16 protein-coding genes are annotated in these 14,609 nt (G+C 68.9%); 8 read left to right on the top strand and 8 right to left on the bottom strand.

Going from position 1 to position 14,609, the window contains the following annotated elements; genetic code table 11:
• Positions 1 to 468: 468 nt before the first annotated feature.
• Positions 469 to 876: a hypothetical protein gene (locus Pme01_RS11835; protein WP_168115318.1), complete on the top strand. Its 408-nt coding sequence runs from the start codon at positions 469 to 471 to the stop codon at positions 874 to 876.
• Positions 877 to 1,324: 448 nt separating this feature from the next.
• Here the strand turns inward: Pme01_RS11835 and Pme01_RS11830 are convergent, their stop codons facing one another.
• Complete coding sequence (locus Pme01_RS11830; protein ID WP_168115319.1) at positions 1,325 to 2,320, bottom strand: ArsR/SmtB family transcription factor; 996 nt, start codon at positions 2,318 to 2,320, stop codon at positions 1,325 to 1,327.
• Positions 2,321 to 2,426: 106 nt separating this feature from the next.
• Here Pme01_RS11830 and Pme01_RS11825 point away from each other — a divergent pair, with 106 nt between their 5' ends.
• The gene (locus Pme01_RS11825) at positions 2,427 to 2,573 is read left to right on the top strand and encodes a hypothetical protein (protein WP_168115320.1); all 147 of its coding nucleotides are present in this window, start codon (positions 2,427 to 2,429) and stop codon (positions 2,571 to 2,573) included.
• Positions 2,574 to 2,657: 84 nt separating this feature from the next.
• Here Pme01_RS11825 and Pme01_RS11820 read toward each other — a convergent pair whose 3' ends face one another.
• The 7 genes from Pme01_RS11820 to Pme01_RS11790 all read right to left on the bottom strand — a co-directional run bounded on the left by Pme01_RS11820 (position 2,658) and on the right by Pme01_RS11790 (position 9,206).
• The gene (locus tag Pme01_RS11820) at positions 2,658 to 3,044 is read right to left on the bottom strand and encodes a 2Fe-2S iron-sulfur cluster-binding protein (protein WP_168115321.1); all 387 of its coding nucleotides are present in this window, start codon (positions 3,042 to 3,044) and stop codon (positions 2,658 to 2,660) included.
• A 195-nt stretch (positions 3,045 to 3,239) separates the two neighbouring features.
• Positions 3,240 to 4,166, bottom strand: a complete 927-nt coding sequence (locus Pme01_RS11815) for an MBL fold metallo-hydrolase (protein WP_168115322.1) — start codon at positions 4,164 to 4,166, stop codon at positions 3,240 to 3,242.
• Positions 4,163 to 5,089, bottom strand: coding sequence for a fumarylacetoacetate hydrolase family protein (locus Pme01_RS11810; protein ID WP_168115323.1), 927 nt, complete (start codon positions 5,087 to 5,089; stop codon positions 4,163 to 4,165). Before Pme01_RS11810 ends, Pme01_RS11815 begins: the two co-directional genes overlap by 4 nt.
• Complete coding sequence (locus tag Pme01_RS11805) at positions 5,086 to 6,093, bottom strand: amidohydrolase family protein (protein WP_168115324.1); 1,008 nt, start codon at positions 6,091 to 6,093, stop codon at positions 5,086 to 5,088. Before Pme01_RS11805 ends, Pme01_RS11810 begins: the two co-directional genes overlap by 4 nt.
• A gap of 23 nt (positions 6,094 to 6,116) precedes the next feature.
• The gene (locus Pme01_RS11800) at positions 6,117 to 7,247 is read right to left on the bottom strand and encodes an FAD-dependent monooxygenase (RefSeq protein ID WP_168115325.1); all 1,131 of its coding nucleotides are present in this window, start codon (positions 7,245 to 7,247) and stop codon (positions 6,117 to 6,119) included.
• A 13-nt stretch (positions 7,248 to 7,260) separates the two neighbouring features.
• Positions 7,261 to 8,199 carry a VOC family protein gene (locus Pme01_RS11795; protein ID WP_168115326.1) on the bottom strand — a complete coding sequence of 313 codons (939 nt, stop codon included), beginning with the start codon at positions 8,197 to 8,199 and terminating at the stop codon, positions 7,261 to 7,263.
• Positions 8,196 to 9,206 carry a fumarylacetoacetate hydrolase family protein gene (locus Pme01_RS11790; RefSeq protein WP_203935555.1) on the bottom strand — a complete coding sequence of 337 codons (1,011 nt, stop codon included), beginning with the start codon at positions 9,204 to 9,206 and terminating at the stop codon, positions 8,196 to 8,198. Before Pme01_RS11790 ends, Pme01_RS11795 begins: the two co-directional genes overlap by 4 nt.
• Before the next feature lie 216 nt (positions 9,207 to 9,422).
• Between Pme01_RS11790 and Pme01_RS11785 the strand changes: the two genes are divergently transcribed.
• From Pme01_RS11785 to Pme01_RS11760, 6 genes are all read left to right on the top strand, one after another.
• Complete coding sequence (locus tag Pme01_RS11785) at positions 9,423 to 10,391, top strand: LysR family transcriptional regulator (protein WP_168115328.1); 969 nt, start codon at positions 9,423 to 9,425, stop codon at positions 10,389 to 10,391.
• A 544-nt stretch (positions 10,392 to 10,935) separates the two neighbouring features.
• A complete protein-coding gene (locus Pme01_RS11780) occupies positions 10,936 to 11,661 on the top strand; it encodes a hypothetical protein (protein ID WP_168115329.1) in 726 nt (241 codons plus the stop codon).
• Between the two features lie 152 nt (positions 11,662 to 11,813).
• Positions 11,814 to 12,236, top strand: a complete 423-nt coding sequence (locus tag Pme01_RS11775; RefSeq protein WP_168115330.1) for a hypothetical protein — start codon at positions 11,814 to 11,816, stop codon at positions 12,234 to 12,236.
• Positions 12,233 to 12,574, top strand: a complete 342-nt coding sequence (locus Pme01_RS11770) for a winged helix-turn-helix domain-containing protein (RefSeq protein WP_168115331.1) — start codon at positions 12,233 to 12,235, stop codon at positions 12,572 to 12,574. The genes Pme01_RS11775 and Pme01_RS11770 overlap by 4 nt, the downstream gene beginning before the upstream one ends.
• Before the next feature lie 401 nt (positions 12,575 to 12,975).
• Positions 12,976 to 13,776, top strand: a complete 801-nt coding sequence (locus tag Pme01_RS11765; RefSeq protein ID WP_168115332.1) for a GNAT family N-acetyltransferase — start codon at positions 12,976 to 12,978, stop codon at positions 13,774 to 13,776.
• Between the two features lie 304 nt (positions 13,777 to 14,080).
• Positions 14,081 to 14,482 carry a nuclear transport factor 2 family protein gene (locus tag Pme01_RS11760; RefSeq protein WP_168115333.1) on the top strand — a complete coding sequence of 134 codons (402 nt, stop codon included), beginning with the start codon at positions 14,081 to 14,083 and terminating at the stop codon, positions 14,480 to 14,482.
• The last annotated feature ends 127 nt before the right edge of the window (positions 14,483 to 14,609 follow it).

The following is a 14,609-nucleotide window of genomic DNA, read 5'->3' as shown; positions in this document are numbered from 1 at the left end:
CGCATAGTCAATGCAGCCACCTCCCGCCGCGCTCGCCGGCGACGGAGCAACTGCGAGTCCAGTCGCAACAACGGCGGCAGCTACGGCAACACGAGTGCCCATCTTCCGCAAACCCATTCATCCTCCCCTGTTCCATTACCGATGTAGAAATAACGAGCGTCGATCTGTGTTGTGAGGCGGTGGCACGTTGTTGAGGTGTTGAGTGTCAACAGCCTCGCTGTTCTTCCCCTGAGTGGGCCCACAGCGGAACCGCGGTGGTGATCAAGATACGGGCCGGTTGGCCCTGCGGGGCAACGACATTCGACGATCGTCGAATGTGGACCCGGCTCCGCGCTCACCCGTGTGACGCTGTCGCGGGACATGCGTCGCGCTCGTTGGCCACCCGAAATCTGTCGTTCGTGCTGGCGTCCCGCGGCGCAGATTGACATTCGTTACTTATATATCGGCAAATGGAACAGGGGAGGATGAATGAGTTTGCGGAAGATGGTCACTCGTGTCGCCGTAGCTGCCGCCGTTGTTGCGACTGGACTCGCAGTTGCTCCGTCGCCGGCGAGCGCGGCGGGAGGTGGCTGCAGCACCTATGTGCGCAACGGCTGGAACATCGGTGTCTGCAGTTCGGACAACGGCGCCACGGTCTTCGGTGACGTCTACGTCAATGCTCGGGGTAGCCTTGGCAGCAGCTGCTACATCTACTTCTCGCTAAATAAGGATAGCCTCGGCGGCGGTGACGTGGCTAAGAGGCAGGACGGATGCTACTCGGGACGTCACGGTGCAATCAGTGCCCCGATGTCCAAGGGCACTTACTACACCTACGCCGTCGTCGTCGTGGACGGTTACAACGTAAACTATGGATTCAGCCCGAACTCCACTAAGTAATAGTGGCCGTCCCGACTGAAGCTCGCGATGCGGCCTCCTGAGCACCTGGCGAATTGAGGCATTCGTCGCAGCCGGAGGACATTGAGTCGGAGCAGTTCGGTATCCGGGTGGCCGACACTACGGTCGGCCACCCGGATCCTTTACGGACCAGAAACCGGATAGCGATGGTCGTCAACTTCCGGCGGGCCGCAGACCTGGCTGTCAGCGACTTGGTACAGCCATCCGTCGGGCTCGCTGCGCTTGCCCCGTCCACTCTCGGTGCGGGTCTTGAACCTGTGGGCTCTTTACGGCGCAGACTATTGTGCTCGTGCTGGCAATTTTTCACTGCGCGCGCCTCTCGCCCTGGCCACCAACGTTGGCGGTGACGGGCCACCGTCCAGCGCGGTCGATACGACGGCGTGACGGGGGTAGCCCGCCGCCACCACCGAGTGGCGGCGGGCTACCCCCGTCACGGTTCGCTGCCGTACAGGCGTAGCACGCTCCAGCCGCGGTCGGTCAAGCGGTAGTAGACGGTGTTGGCGACCCGGCTGGCGGTGACGAGGTCGGCGTCGAGCAGCGCGGCCAGATGGTGCGAGACGGTGCTCGGTTTGAGGTCCACGTCCGCCGCGAGCTCCGTGGTGGTGGCAGCGCGCTCCAACTGCCGAAGGATCACCGCGCGTGAGGCCCCCATCAGGCAGGCCAGCGGATCCGACGAGCCGCGAGGCCGCGCCTCGTCGGAGAAGACGGCGAGACCGGGCGGCGCATACCCCAGGAAGATCTGGTCGTAGCCGCTGCGGCCGTACCCGTTGCGGCAAAGCGTACGCACGTCACTGACCATCGGCGTGAGGACCATCCGACGGGTGTGCAGCGGGGCTCCGGGCGGCGGGTCCGGGGTCTCCACCCTCAACCGTCCGACCGTACTCAGGTCGATACGCGGATTCAGGCGCGCGAACAGGGACATGCCGGGTTGGTCGTCCAGTGCCCGTTCGCACGCAGCCACCTCACGACGCAGCCGGCTGCGTAGCTGCGGGTAGAGCGCCCGAATGACACCGTCGTGGTACTGCTGCAAGGCGGCGATGTAGGCGTCCAGCGTCTGCCGCGGACGATCCACCCACGGACGGAGCACCAGCGGCACGCCGTGCGGATGCGTGGCCGCGATCTGCTCGGCCAGAGCGCCCGCCTTCACGCGTAGCGGGGCCAACTCGGCCTCGATGCTCGCACCGCCCGCCGGCAGAAGGTTGTCGGGCAGTTGCCAACCGTCCCGCCGGCCGAACAGTACCGACAACGGTCGCAGGTCGATGCTGGTGCTCAGGGACCGCGCCCGGCGCTGGATCGCCTGCGGCAGGCGTCCACGCAGCGGCCCGTACACCTCCACAATGTTCGTCATCGTGGTGGCGACGGCACTTTCGACAATGGTGACCTCTGGCTGCCTCGTCACACCGAAATCGATCTCCACGCGTCCCACACGGGCACCGTAGCAGCGGGACCGATCGACACCGCTGTGGTCCACCGCTCCGGAGACCACCTCAGAGGGCGCTGTTGCATTGAGCGTTTGCACGTTCGAGGCAGGCTTGACCGGTGAAGCTGTCGACCCGTCCTCGTTCCTGGCTGCCGCCGCAGTCGGCGTTCACCGGGTTCCGGTTCCCGGCCTCGCCGTCAATGCCCCGCCGAGGACGCGGGTCGCCGCCGCGTTCACCGAACCCGCCTACGCGATCTGACCCCAGACCGAGGCAGGTTCAACGCGTCCATCGATCCCACAACGCAACGGCGCCCCTGGACCTCCACCAGAAAGTGCAGCTGCATCAGGCGTCGAAGTCGATGACGATAGCGGAACTGACCGACCGAGTACGGCAGGCAAGTACGTAGCCGCGCGCGACGTCGGAAGCGCTGAGGAAGTAGTTGGCACGCAGGTCGACATCGCCCTCGCGGACCAGCGCTCGGCACACCCCACACATGCCGCCGCCGCAGGAGTACGGCACATCGACGCCGGCGTCCAGTACGGCGTCGAGGATCCAGTCGGTGCTCGTGACCAGAAGATCTGTCGCCTGCCCGTCCGCCAGCACCGTCACCCGGCTGATAACGGGCGCCGAGCCGGTTGGCGCGGCCGCCACTGGGCTGGTGGACGGCGGCGGGCCGGCTGGAATGTCGCTGTCCGCCCTTACGGGCAGTTGGCGGAAGTCCTCAGGCACCGGCGGCGGTCTGCCGGCCCGCCTGGTAGGTGTGGCGGGCGATCGCACCTGGGCGGCCCCGAAGCTTTTGGCTGACTTTGTGCATGGCGGGGTCGGCGGTGGTTCGGTGGGCTGCAATGCCGGACCTCTTTTCGGGCGTGTCGGATAGCGTGCGTGTGGCACGCACACCAGACGGCGGGTTGGGGTTTCAGCAGGTCAGGCTAGGCAGGTCAGGGGACGGCCGCCGTTGAACGCGACCATCTCGGTGAGGGCGCTCAGCACGTCGACTGGGGCGCCTCCGCGGTCGGCGTACGCCCTGTGCAGGTTGCCGACGATGCGCTCGGGGTCGGTGAGGTCGCCGAACCTGCCGAGGTCGGTGGCCCGGGCCAGTTCCAGCGGGGTGACGCCGGCGGCGAGACCCTCGACGGCGAGACCGTCGACGAACCGCAGGTAGTCAAGGACGTCGTCGATTACCTCGGGCCCGCAAACCGGGCCGTGGCCGGGCACGATAGTGGCGGCGCCGAGGGGTTTGACGAAGTTCTCCAGGACGTCGATCGAGCCGAGCACCGAGCCCGAGAGCAGGAACGGGGTGCCGCCGTTGAAGACAAGGTCGCCGGCGAACAGGACGGAGCGGTCCGGGATCCAGGCGACGACGTCGCCTTTGGTGTGGGCCGGGCCGCCGCAGTAGAGCAGCCGGCATTCGAGGTCGCCGGCCCATAGTGTGAGCCGGTCGGTGAAGGTCAGGAATGGCGGCGCGAGTTCGAGGTCGCCGTAGTCGACCGGGGTCCAGATCGGCCCGTTGCCGGGCAGGCCTAGCTCTGCCATCTCCCGCCGGGCGTTCTCGTGGCCGACGATGGTGGCCGTGCCGAACAGGCCGTTCCCGGCGGTGTGGTCGGGGTGGCTGTGTGTGTTGACCAGCGTACGGATGGGGGCGGGGCTGGTCTTGGCGATCGCGCGGAGCAGGTCCCGGGTGCGCCGCTCGGTGGACGCCGCGTCGATGACCGCGACGCCGTCCCGGGCCGGCAGGAACCCGGCGTTGTTGATCATCCAGCTGCCGTCCGGCTGGATGAACGCGAAGACGCCGTCGGCGACCTCCTCGGTCCGGCCCGGTCCCAGCGTTTCGGCGTGCGCGTGCGAGCTCATGCGGTTCTCCAGGGGACGATCGGGTGCGCGGCCGGGCCTGGCACGATGCGGTTGCGGGTCTCGCCGAGACCGGTGACGGTGGTGGTGACGACGTCGCCCGGGGCGAGCGGCGGCAGGTGGTCGCGGCCGTGCCGGCCCCAGAGCTCGGCGAGGCAGCCGTTCTGGCAGGTGCCCGAGCCGAGCAGGTCGCCGGGGCGGACCTCGGTGCCCCGGGCGGCGTAGGCGACCAGCGCCTCGAACGTCCAGGACATGCTGGCCAGGGTGTCGCCGCCGATCAGCCGGTCATTGACCCGAACCTCCATCCGCAAGTCATAAGAGAGGCCGGAGCGGTGCTCGGCCAGCTCGTCGACGGTGACGAACAGGGTGCCGAGCGAGGTGGCGCTGTCCTTGCCCTTGGCCGGGCCGAGGCCCATGCGCATCTCGTGGAACTGGGTGTCGCGGGCGGAGAAGTCGTTGACGATGACGAACCCGGCGATGTGCGCGCCGGCCTCGTCGACGGTGAGGTCGCGGCCGGGCCGGCCGATCACCGCGCCCACCTCCAGCTCGAAGTCGAACAGCGTGCTGCCGGGCGGCACTGCGATGTCGGCGTGCGGGCCGGTGATCGCGTACGGGTTGGAGAAGTAGAACGTGGGGATCTCGAAGAACTCCGGCGGAACTCGGCCGCCGGAGATCCCGTTGACGTGCTCGTAGAACGTCGAGAAGTCGCGGAACGTGGCCGGTTGCAGCGGGGCCAACAGCTCCGCCTCGGCCATCGGGGTCACCTGCCGCCGCAGCCGGAGCGCCGTCTCGGCCGCCTCGGCCAGGGCGCCGTCATCGGCGAGCAGGGCGGTCAGGTCGGCCGTGGTGTCCAGGTCGACCAGGTCGTCGCCGGCCAGCGCGGCGAGCCGCGGGCCGTCGGAGGTCTGCCGGCGGGCGATCCTCATCGGGCCACTCCCAGCAGCCGCAGCGCGTTGCCGCCGCGGATCGCCGCCATGGCGTCCTCGTCGAAACCGGCCGCCTCGAGCCGGTCCACCGGGTCGGTCACGCCCATGTCGAACGGGTAGTCGCTGCCCAGGGTCACCTGGCCGGCGCCCATCACCGCCACCAGGTGCCGCAGCTGCGCCGGGTCGTAGACCAGCGAGTCGACGAACGTACGGCGTAGCAGCGCGCTCGGCGGCTCCTGCGTGGTGCGCGCGTCCTCGCGGGCGTGCCAGGCGTGGTCGGCGCGGACCGCGTACGAGGCCAGGTAGCCGCCGCCGTGCGCGGACCAGACCCGCAGCCCCGGATGCCGTTCGAGGATCCCGGAGAAGATCAGCCGGGACAGCGCGAGCGCCGTCTCGGTGGGGTTCCCGACGGTGTTGAACAGGTAGTACGCGTTGAGCCGCTCACCGAGGGTGCAGCCCCACGGGTGGATCAGGATCGCGGCGCTCAGCTCCTCGGCGGCCGCCCAGAACTCGGCCAGCTCCGGGTCGTCGAGCTCCCGGCCCGGCCCGGCTGAGGTGGAGATCTGCACGCCGCGCAGGCCCAGATCGCGCACGGCCGTGGTGAGCTGGGCGACCGCCAGGTCGGGGTGGTGCAGGGCGACCGTGCCGACCGGCCACAGCCGGTTCGGGGCCTTCGCGCAGTAGGCCGCGACGGCCTCGTTCGTCGTCGCGACCACCCGGGCGGACAGCTCCCGGGCGGCCCAGGCGAACGTCACCGGGGGTGGGCTCACCGCCTGCACGTCGACCCGGGCCGCGTCCATCGCGGCGAGCCGCAGGTCCAGGTCGGTCAGGCGGGGGCCGAGATCGGCGAGCTGGCGGATGTTGTAGGCCAGCGAGGCCGGGCCGAGGGTGGCCGCTTCGGTGCGCCGCTGCTCGGCCAGGCCGGGCTGGTCGGCGAGCAGGGCGTCGACCTCGGGCAGGCCCACATGGGCGTGCAGGTCGACGGTGGGCGGGGTGCTACTCATGACAGCTTCTTTCTGGTCAGGGGTCAGGCGGGGCGGCCGGTGACGGCCGCGACCAGGCCCATCAGGCCCGGCAGGTCACCGCGGACGCCGTCGAGCTGCCACTGGGCGAGCTGCACCGAGCCGTCCACGACGACCCGCACCCGGTCGAGGCGCCGCTCGTGGAACCGGTCCCACAGCTCGTCGTCGACCCGGTCGGCGGCCACCAGCAGCTCGGCGAGCACGAGGGCGTCCTCGAACGCCATCGCCGCGCCCTGGGCGAGGGTCGGCGGGCAGGTGTGCGCGGCGTCGCCGATGAACACGACCCGGCCGTGGTTCCAGCGGCCGTCGAGCAGGTGCTTCTCGAACTGGGTGTAGTGGATCCCGTCGCCGTCGACGATGGACTCGCGGATCTCGTCCCACGGGCCGTGGTAGTGGGCGGCGAGCGTGCGCACCGCGTCGACCTTTTCCGCGGCCGTCAGACCGCTGCGGTCCTGGGCGTCTTCGACCAGGAAGGCGTACAGGGTGTCGGTGGAGGTCGGGGTGTAGCCGGCGATGTAGCAGGCGCCGCCGTAGTAGAGCTCGCCGGTCTCGACCGAGGCGGGCCGCGGCGCGAAGACGCGCCAGATGCCCATCCCGAGCGGCTCGATGGTGGCCGGCACGCCGAGCCGGGCGCGGGTTGCCGAGCGCACCCCGTCGGCGGCGACGACCAGGTCGTACCGGCCGTGGCTGCCGTCCGAAAAGGTCACGTCGACGCCGTCGGCGTCCTGCTCGAAGGTGTCGGCCGTGGTGCCGAAGCGGAACGTCACGCCGACCTCGCGGCCCCGCTCGACCAGCCGGTTCGCCAGGGTCGGCCGGTACATTCCGATGGCCGGCGGCAGGTTGACGCCTTCCGGCAGCTTCTCGGGTATCACGGCGAGCACGGTCGCGTCGGCGTCCGGGGCCCGCAGCCGCACCCGCGCCGAGTCCGCGCCCTCGACCAGGCAGTCGTCGAGGATGCCGAGCCGGCGCAACACGCGCAGGGCATTGGCCTGCAGGGTGATCCCGGAGCCGAGCGCGGACACCGACGGGTTGATCTCGACGAGGGTGACGGCGACTCCCGCTTCTGCCAGCAGGATGGCGGTCGCGGTGCCGGCCGCGCCGGCACCGATTACCAGAACGTTACGCACAGCGGTCATCTCAGAAACCTCCTCAGAGCGGCGGCGCGACGAAGCAGCCGGGGTCGGGGTCGTTGAAGGTTTCCTGGCCGACCAGTTCGTCGAACGGGTTGGCCGTGCCCCACTGATCCTGCACGTTCGGGTCGCTGACGTCGTGCAGGCTGGGGTGCCAGCTGTCCTCGTCGAGCAGTTCGAGCTCGGTGGTGTATTCGACGGTGTTCCCGTGCGGGTCGACGAAGTAGCTGAAGGTGTTGTCGCCGGCCAGGTGCCGGCCGGGCCCCCAGATCATCCGGGTGCCGGCCCGCAGCAGCCGGCCGGTGCCGCGCAGGTACTCGTCGAGCCCGCGCATCTCGAACGAAACGTGGTGCACCGAGGTGTGCGGGGCCTTCGCGATCGCCAGGCTGTGGTGCTGGGGGTTGCACCGCATGAACTTCATCAATTCCCCGACGTACGGATGGATCAGCGTGTCGGACAGCGCGAAGCCCAGATGTTCCTCATAGAAGGACTGGGTACGGGTCACGTCCGGCGAGTTGATCACCACGTGCGACAGCCGTACCGGGATCGCCTCCTTCTCCTCGATCCGCCGGTGCACCCGGTTCTCCACCTCGGCGGAGATGTCGATGGTGCGGCCGTCGATGTCGAAGAAGCGGAAGCCGTAGCCGCCGCCCGCGGTCTGCAGCCGGTCCGGCTCGCTGACCAGCTGAACGCCGGCGGTGCCGAGCCGCTCGGCCAGGGTGTCGACGTCGTCGCGGGAGGCCGCGCCGTATGAGATCAGGTCAAGCCGCTTGTCGGTGTCCTTACGCAGCCGCACCACGTACTGCTCGGGCGATCCCTCGGCCGCCAGGAACACGACGTCCTTGTCCTCGGCGACCGGGGTGAGGCCCCACAGCGTGGTGTAGAACTCGAGCTGTCTGGCGTAGTCGGGCACGGCGAGGTCGACGTGGCGCAAGTGAGTGATGAGACGGTCGGTCATGCGGTTCCCTCCGATGCTTCCGGGATGCAGAGGTTGGACTGGGCGCCCAGTCCGGAGATCGTCGAGTCCATCCGGTCGCCGGCCCGCAGCAGGCGGCCGTGCGCGAGGCCGTTGCCGGCCGGGCTGCCGGTCAGCAGCAGGTCGCCGGGCAGCAGCGTGGCGACCTCGGAACAGTGAGCCACCAGCCGGGCCACGTCGAAGATCAGCTCGGAGGTCGAAGCGTCCTGCATGACCTGGCCGTTGAGGCGCAGGGTCACCCGCAGGTCGCCCGGGTCGGGCAGCGCGTCCCGGGGCACCAGCACCGGGCCGACCGGCAGGAACGTCGGGTGGTTCTTCGACGCCAGCCAGTCCGCGCCGAGGCCGGGTGAGTCTTTGCGGAAGACCTTCTCGCGCAGCGTGATGTCGTTGACGATGGTCCAGCCGGCGACGTAGTCGAGGGCCTGGTCGACCGGCACCCGGCGGGCGGTCCGGCCGATCACGGCGGCCAGTTCCAGCTCGAAGTCGGGCTGCTCGGCGCCGTACGGGAGGATCACGTCGTCGAAGGGCCCGCAGATCGCGGTGGGCAGGCCCTGGAACACGAACGGCGGCAACGCGAGCCGCTCGTCCATGTGCGCCGCGGCGTCGGCCCGAACCTGCTCCGGCGTACGGCCGTCGGCCCCGTCGTGGTGAGCGACGACCAGGTCCAGCACGTGCGTGCGGTAGTTGGCGCCGGCCTGGAAGATTTGCCGGGGCTCCACCGGGCTGAGCACCTGCAGCCCGGCCAGGTCGATCCAGTCGCCGATGGTCTCGGCTAGCCGCTCCAGCTTCGGGAGCATCGCATCCCAGTCCTGTAACAGCGCGCTGGGCGAGGCCGGGCGGCCGACCTCGTCCCGGGTGGAGAGGTCGAGCACCCGGTTGTGCTGCACGAGGGCGGGGAACGAACGGCCGCGGTGGCGGACGTGCGCGAGTGCCCAGGCGCCCGCGTGCTCGATCGACCGGTGCCCGGTACTGGTTGTGCTCTCTTCCACCTCGGCCTGCCTCCTTCGTGGGGGTCCGGCCCAGCATGTGCGACGGCCGTCACACCTGGGAAACGCCGCTTCGATATGGCTCGCCATAGGGCGCAGTTATGTCTGGCAGGGTTGCTCGCGTGACATCGACGCAGGACATCCGGCTGCGAGCCGCGCTAACGTGCGACTGCGGCCCTGTGGCCGACGAAATGCACGAAAGAAACGCGAGGGGTCTGAGTGGAACTGCCGAGCCTCGACCTGAACCTGGTGGTGGTGCTGCACGCCCTCCTGCAGGAGCGCAACGTGACCCGCGCCGGTGAACGCGTGGGCCTGAGCCAGCCCGGCGCCAGCGCCGCTCTCGCCCGGCTCCGCCGGCACTTCGACGACCCGCTTCTCGAACGGGTAGGCACGATCTACGAGCTCACCCCGCTGGCTCAGGCGCTGCGTAGTCAGGTCGCGGAAACCGTCGCGAACCTGCAACTCGTGCTCAGCGCCCGCCCCGGCTTCGACCCGAAACGGGCCGAGCGTGAGTTCACCATCCAGTGCTCCGACTCGGTGCTATACCTGCTGGGCCCCGCCCTGGTGCGCGCCGTGACGGCGGCGGCGCCGGCGGTCACCCTTGATCTCCAGCCGGTGGATCCGCGCTTCCTCTTCGACCCGCCGGCGGCGGTACGCGACGTCGACGTGTTGATCCTGCCGCGCGGCCTGTTCACCAGCACCACCGAAATCGACGGCGCCGACCTCTACGAGGATCGATGGGTCTGCGTGACGTCGCAGGGCAATCACGCGGTCGGCAACACCCTGACCAAGGCCGAAGTCGCGGCGGCGCGCTGGGTGGTGTCGTTTCGCAGGCCGCCGCTGACCTCGCCGATCGATGCCGCACTGGCGGCCCTGGGCATTGACCGACGTAGCACCGTGAAGATCCAAAGCCTGACGATGCTGCACCGCATGGTGGCCGGCACCGACCTGCTCGTACTGGCCCACGAAATGGTGGTCGGCGACCTGACCGCCCAGGGCCTGCGGCGGGTCGAACTGCCGGTCGTGCTGCCGTCGATCCGCGAGGCCGCTTGGTCGCACCCCAGCCATCGACTCGACCCCGGTCACCGCTGGCTGCTGGCCATGATCCGCCAGGCAAGCCTGGAGGTGCGGCGCCCCAGCACGTCGCCCTCGCCCGACGCACTGGCCACCGTGCCGCCCGCGTACTGACCGGACAATAGCCGTGTCCACGACGGTTTTGAGCAGGCGTGGGCAGCGGGCCGGGGTGAGCGCAGGAGCAGCGCACCACTACCCGGGCTACGAATCAGAACACGCCTGGCGTTCTGGCTTGCATCGGTCGCAGGACCAGCGATTTCGGCGGCGGACTACGCAACGCGATGGCGGGGCCGTGGTGATCGGAGGGTGATCGGACGTCCGCGACCGATCCAGCACTACCGAGGCTGAATCAGTACAGCCAAGTGAGGGCCGCCGCTCCAAACGAAGCGTTACCCGCCACCGCGGGCGGAATGTGGGCGGTCAGCAAGGCGGATCCAGCGCGACAGCGGGCAGTGGAAGAGCATCGAGCGCAGCGGCGGAGACACCCGCTGCCCGGGTGGATAGCTCACATCGCCGTGGTGCGTAGGTGGTGCGCTGCTGGTGACACCGGCCGGGGCAGCGCATCCGCCGCGATGCCGCCAGGATGATGTCCATGCAACCACGGGGAACGGTGGGCGGGCGGGGCGCCCCCGCATGGGCAATGGTGTGCCGGGTATCGATGGTCACGGCACTGGTGTGCACGGCACTGGCCGGATGCGGGCACTTCGCGGCGGAGCAGCCGGCCTATGACGCGACCGCGCAGGGCAGGGCCGACGCCGACCAGCACGCGCGCGAGGCGGCCGACCAAATAGAGCGGCACTCGGTCTACCGCGCGCCGGACTACCTGCACGCCGCCAGCCAGATCAAGGGCGTCGACGTGATGAGCGTCCACGGCACCTACCGCAACGCGGACGACGGCGTCACGCTCGTGATCCGAGTGCACGGGCGGGCCCCGAAGATGGGCCGCGACAAGCACGCGGACGGCTGGGTCGACGTGCCCGTGTGCTACCGGCTGGTCTGGAACCGGGATCCTGGGCAGACCGTGCGCGGTTCGGTCGCCTGCCCCGGGAACGCACCGATCAACACGCCTGTCGACCCGGCGCTACCCGGCGACACCGACCAGACCCTCCAGACGGCACTGGCCAGCACGCCGGTGGACGAGGCCAAGGTCCGCGCCGCGGTGGCCGCGCTCACCCTGCCGTCCGGAATCGTCCGCGACGTAACGGCGTACTCGGGCGGGGTGGCCGTGGCGCTGCACGGCGGGCGCTACGACTGCGTCATGGCGCTGCGCACGCCGACAGGGGTTAGGGTCTGGCGCCCCCAATCGGTGCAGCTCGAGCCTGGCGAGGGTGGGTGCGCGGCCCAGCAGGCCACCAGCGAGTACATGCAGCATCCGCCGCACTGACGCGGCGCGCGCGTTGGCACTGCGGAATCTTTGCGCGCACGTCGTGAAGGGCTCCAGAGTGCGCCTTGCATCGGCTCACCGTGTCAGTCGATGTAATTATCCACTCTGGCATCTACTTGCCAATGTGGAAAGTAGATGCCAGAGTGGTACGCATGCATGACGAGATGACACCCGAAGCTGCCCGTGACGCGATACGCTCCGCCGCCAGCGCGTCTCAACGGCTGCAGACACGGGCGCGCTGGGCGAGCACAAAACTCACCGTCTTCGGGGTTGGCATCGGTCTGGTCACGGCTGCCGTCGGCCTCACCGAGTCGAAGCTGTTGAAGAGCGCCGTCTTCGTGGCGTGGGTGGCGCTGGCCGTGGCCATGACGGTGTGGGAGCGCCGCCGCCTCGCCCACCTTGCCGGAACACGCCAGCGCATCAGCCCGTACTGGACCGGCAGCTTTGCCTTCTACGGCGTGGCACTGGCACTGGGCACCGACAAGACAGTGGGGGACTTGGCATACTGGCTGCCCGCCGGCGCAATAGTCGCACTGCCCATGCTCATCGGAGCGTTGCGGGAGCGGCGCGCATGAGCCACGGACGCGACAGCGATGGCGGGCGTGCGGGAGACCTCACCCATCCGCGCCGCGATCTGGACGAGCTGCTGACCCACGCGGTCCGGTTCTCGATCGTCGCCGCGCTCGCTGGCGTTCAGCGCGCTGAGTTCGCCGCGGTGCGCGACAGTGTGGAGATCAGCGACGCGATGCTCTCCAAGCAGGTCGCACTGCTGGAGAAGGCGGGCTACGTCTACGTGGAGAAGGGGCGCGTCGGCCGGCGACCGCGTACCTGGCTGTCACTGACCGGCGAAGGGATAGCGGCGTACGAGAAGCATGTCGTGGCGCTGCGAGCCATTGCCGGCCTCACCGACTGACGCCAGACCAACCACATTGGCGCGACCAGCGCGAAGGCGTTCTTGAGAAACGTCGGCTGATGGATCCGGTGCTCGATGTCGCACAACATCCGCGATCTGAGCTCGGTTGAGGGCCGCGATTGGCTCATCGACAGTGCACGGGTCGCGCGTTCGCAGTGCTGGCCACGGTGCACGGTCATGTCGAGAAGAGTGCGTTAGCGAGCAGTCGTTGCACTTGATCCGAGCACCATGCATTCCGCGATGATCAAGCCCAGCGGTCGCCCCCGTACGAGGTCGTTGGTGTAATCGCAGCCGGATGAGTACGGCTAACACGGCGCCCTCGGTTCGTGATCTGAGCTCGCGCTGCCGCGGATCGGTGGTGGCGATCGCTCAGTAATGCCATGTGGGGCAGGATGACCGGTGTGGGACAGCGCGCTGAGTCGATTGAGGCGGTCATCACCGACAAGCTGGACGGCGACTTCGCGCGAGCTGGCCGGAACTGTGGCTTGGGTGCGGCGCGAGGTCGCTTCGGACGCACCACCGTGACCCGGTTGGCTGCACTTCCCGGGCACCCCGCCTACAACAAGGCACGGGGCTTCAACCTGGACGACGCCGGGCACTTAGCAGCCATCTGTGACTTCTTCGCCCAGGCGGGCGTGCCGCCCCGTATCGAGGTGTGGGCGGGTGACGCCTCGGCACGGTTGGGCCGGAATCTGGCCGGGGCTGGCTTCTATGCGGCGGAGGTGGGGGCTACGCTCGTCGCCCCGGTGGACGCCTCCTCGTGGGCGAACGCCCCGGATCCGCACGTTCAGGTGCGCGAGGTCGAGAGCGATGACACGGTGTACCTCGACACCCTGTTCGAGGGATACGAGCTGGGTGGGCCGGCGGCGCAGATCCAGCGAGCGATGATGACGATCGAGCACCGGTCGCCGCACCTGCGCCGGTACCTGGCCTATCTCGACGGGCGCCCGGCCGCAGCCGCGGGGCTCTACACGACGGGACAGCACTGCTATTTTGCCGGCGCCGCGACGCTGCCCGGGATGAGGGGCCACGGATGCCAAAGCGCCCTGATCCGGCGTCGCCTGCAGGATGCAGCGGCGATGTCCGGGCAGTCGGTGGTGGTGACCACCGCGTTCAGTTCCCCGAGCCAGGCCAACCTGCAACGTCTCGGCTTCGCCCTGGTGCACACCCGTGCCCTGTGGCGCCGTCTGGGTGAGCCGTAAACCGCAGCTACGGGCCGGCGCCGAATCCGGTGCGTCGCCGGTAGAGGGCCGCCTCTGGTGCCGCAACGCCCGGTAGATCAGTGCAATACATGTCTGCGGCCGTGCCCAGGGCGTCAAGCAACCTGGTAGACAGGCGGCAGATCTCGGGCACGGTCAGCCGCTGCGCAGGGTTGCACCAACAACCTCGTAAGGGGGCGGTCGCGAGGTCCAGCGCTCGGACAGTTCCTCGTGCCAAGCCCGCGCAGAAGCGAATCTGCAATGATCACAGGCGATCGGTCGGCACAAGAGGTTGGGAGAGCCTGGGATGGCGATATCAGCTGAAGACCGGATCGCGATCAACGATCTCATCGCTCTGCATGGGCACCTGATGGATGCAGGTGAACTCGACCGGCTGGACGAGCTGTTCTCTCCGGAGGTCGTTTATGACTTGGGAGACTTCGGTCTCGGCCCACTACAGGGGATAGAGGCGATACGCGATGCTGCGATCGCCCTGGGCGACCGCAATCCAGTTGGCCATCACGTCACGAACGTCATCCTCACCGAAATGGACGAACACGCCGTACAGGTGCGGTCTAAGGGCATCGGCATTCAAGCTGACGGGTCAAGCGGCAGCGTCGTGTATGACGACATCGTCCAACGCGGACCTGGCGGCTGGCGAATTGCTTACCGCAAGGTCACGGCCCGCCGTACACCCCTCACCGCCTAGACACGCCCCTACATGAGACGCGTTCAGTAGCCGATCGCCTATTCGACGCTTCCGGGATCCGGATGCGCAGGCCGACCGATCCGCATGATCTCCTCGATCTAGGCCAACGCTCAACGTCCGGATCTGC

This window comes from Planosporangium mesophilum, from assembly GCF_016863255.1.
Taxonomy (GTDB): domain Bacteria; phylum Actinomycetota; class Actinomycetes; order Mycobacteriales; family Micromonosporaceae; genus Planosporangium; species Planosporangium mesophilum.
This window is presented reverse-complemented; position numbering and strand designations above follow the sequence as displayed.

Bases quoted from the DNA above. Each gene is read 5' to 3' on its own strand.
- Pme01_RS11835 (WP_168115318.1), top strand. From the start codon at position 469: ATGAGTTTGCGGAAGATGGTCACTCGTGTCGCCGTAGCTGCCGCCGTT.
- Pme01_RS11760 (WP_168115333.1), top strand. From the start codon at position 14,081: ATGGCGATATCAGCTGAAGACCGGATCGCGATCAACGATCTCATCGCT.
- Pme01_RS11780 (WP_168115329.1), top strand. From the start codon at position 10,936: ATGGTCACGGCACTGGTGTGCACGGCACTGGCCGGATGCGGGCACTTC.
- Pme01_RS11800 (WP_168115325.1), bottom strand. From the start codon at position 7,247: ATGACCGCTGTGCGTAACGTTCTGGTAATCGGTGCCGGCGCGGCCGGC.
- Pme01_RS11770 (WP_168115331.1), top strand. From the start codon at position 12,233: ATGAGCCACGGACGCGACAGCGATGGCGGGCGTGCGGGAGACCTCACC.
- Pme01_RS11805 (WP_168115324.1), bottom strand. From the start codon at position 6,093: ATGAGTAGCACCCCGCCCACCGTCGACCTGCACGCCCATGTGGGCCTG.
- Pme01_RS11815 (WP_168115322.1), bottom strand. From the start codon at position 4,166: ATGAGCTCGCACGCGCACGCCGAAACGCTGGGACCGGGCCGGACCGAG.
- Pme01_RS11810 (WP_168115323.1), bottom strand. From the start codon at position 5,089: ATGAGGATCGCCCGCCGGCAGACCTCCGACGGCCCGCGGCTCGCCGCG.
- Pme01_RS11775 (WP_168115330.1), top strand. From the start codon at position 11,814: ATGCATGACGAGATGACACCCGAAGCTGCCCGTGACGCGATACGCTCC.
- Pme01_RS11795 (WP_168115326.1), bottom strand. From the start codon at position 8,199: ATGACCGACCGTCTCATCACTCACTTGCGCCACGTCGACCTCGCCGTG.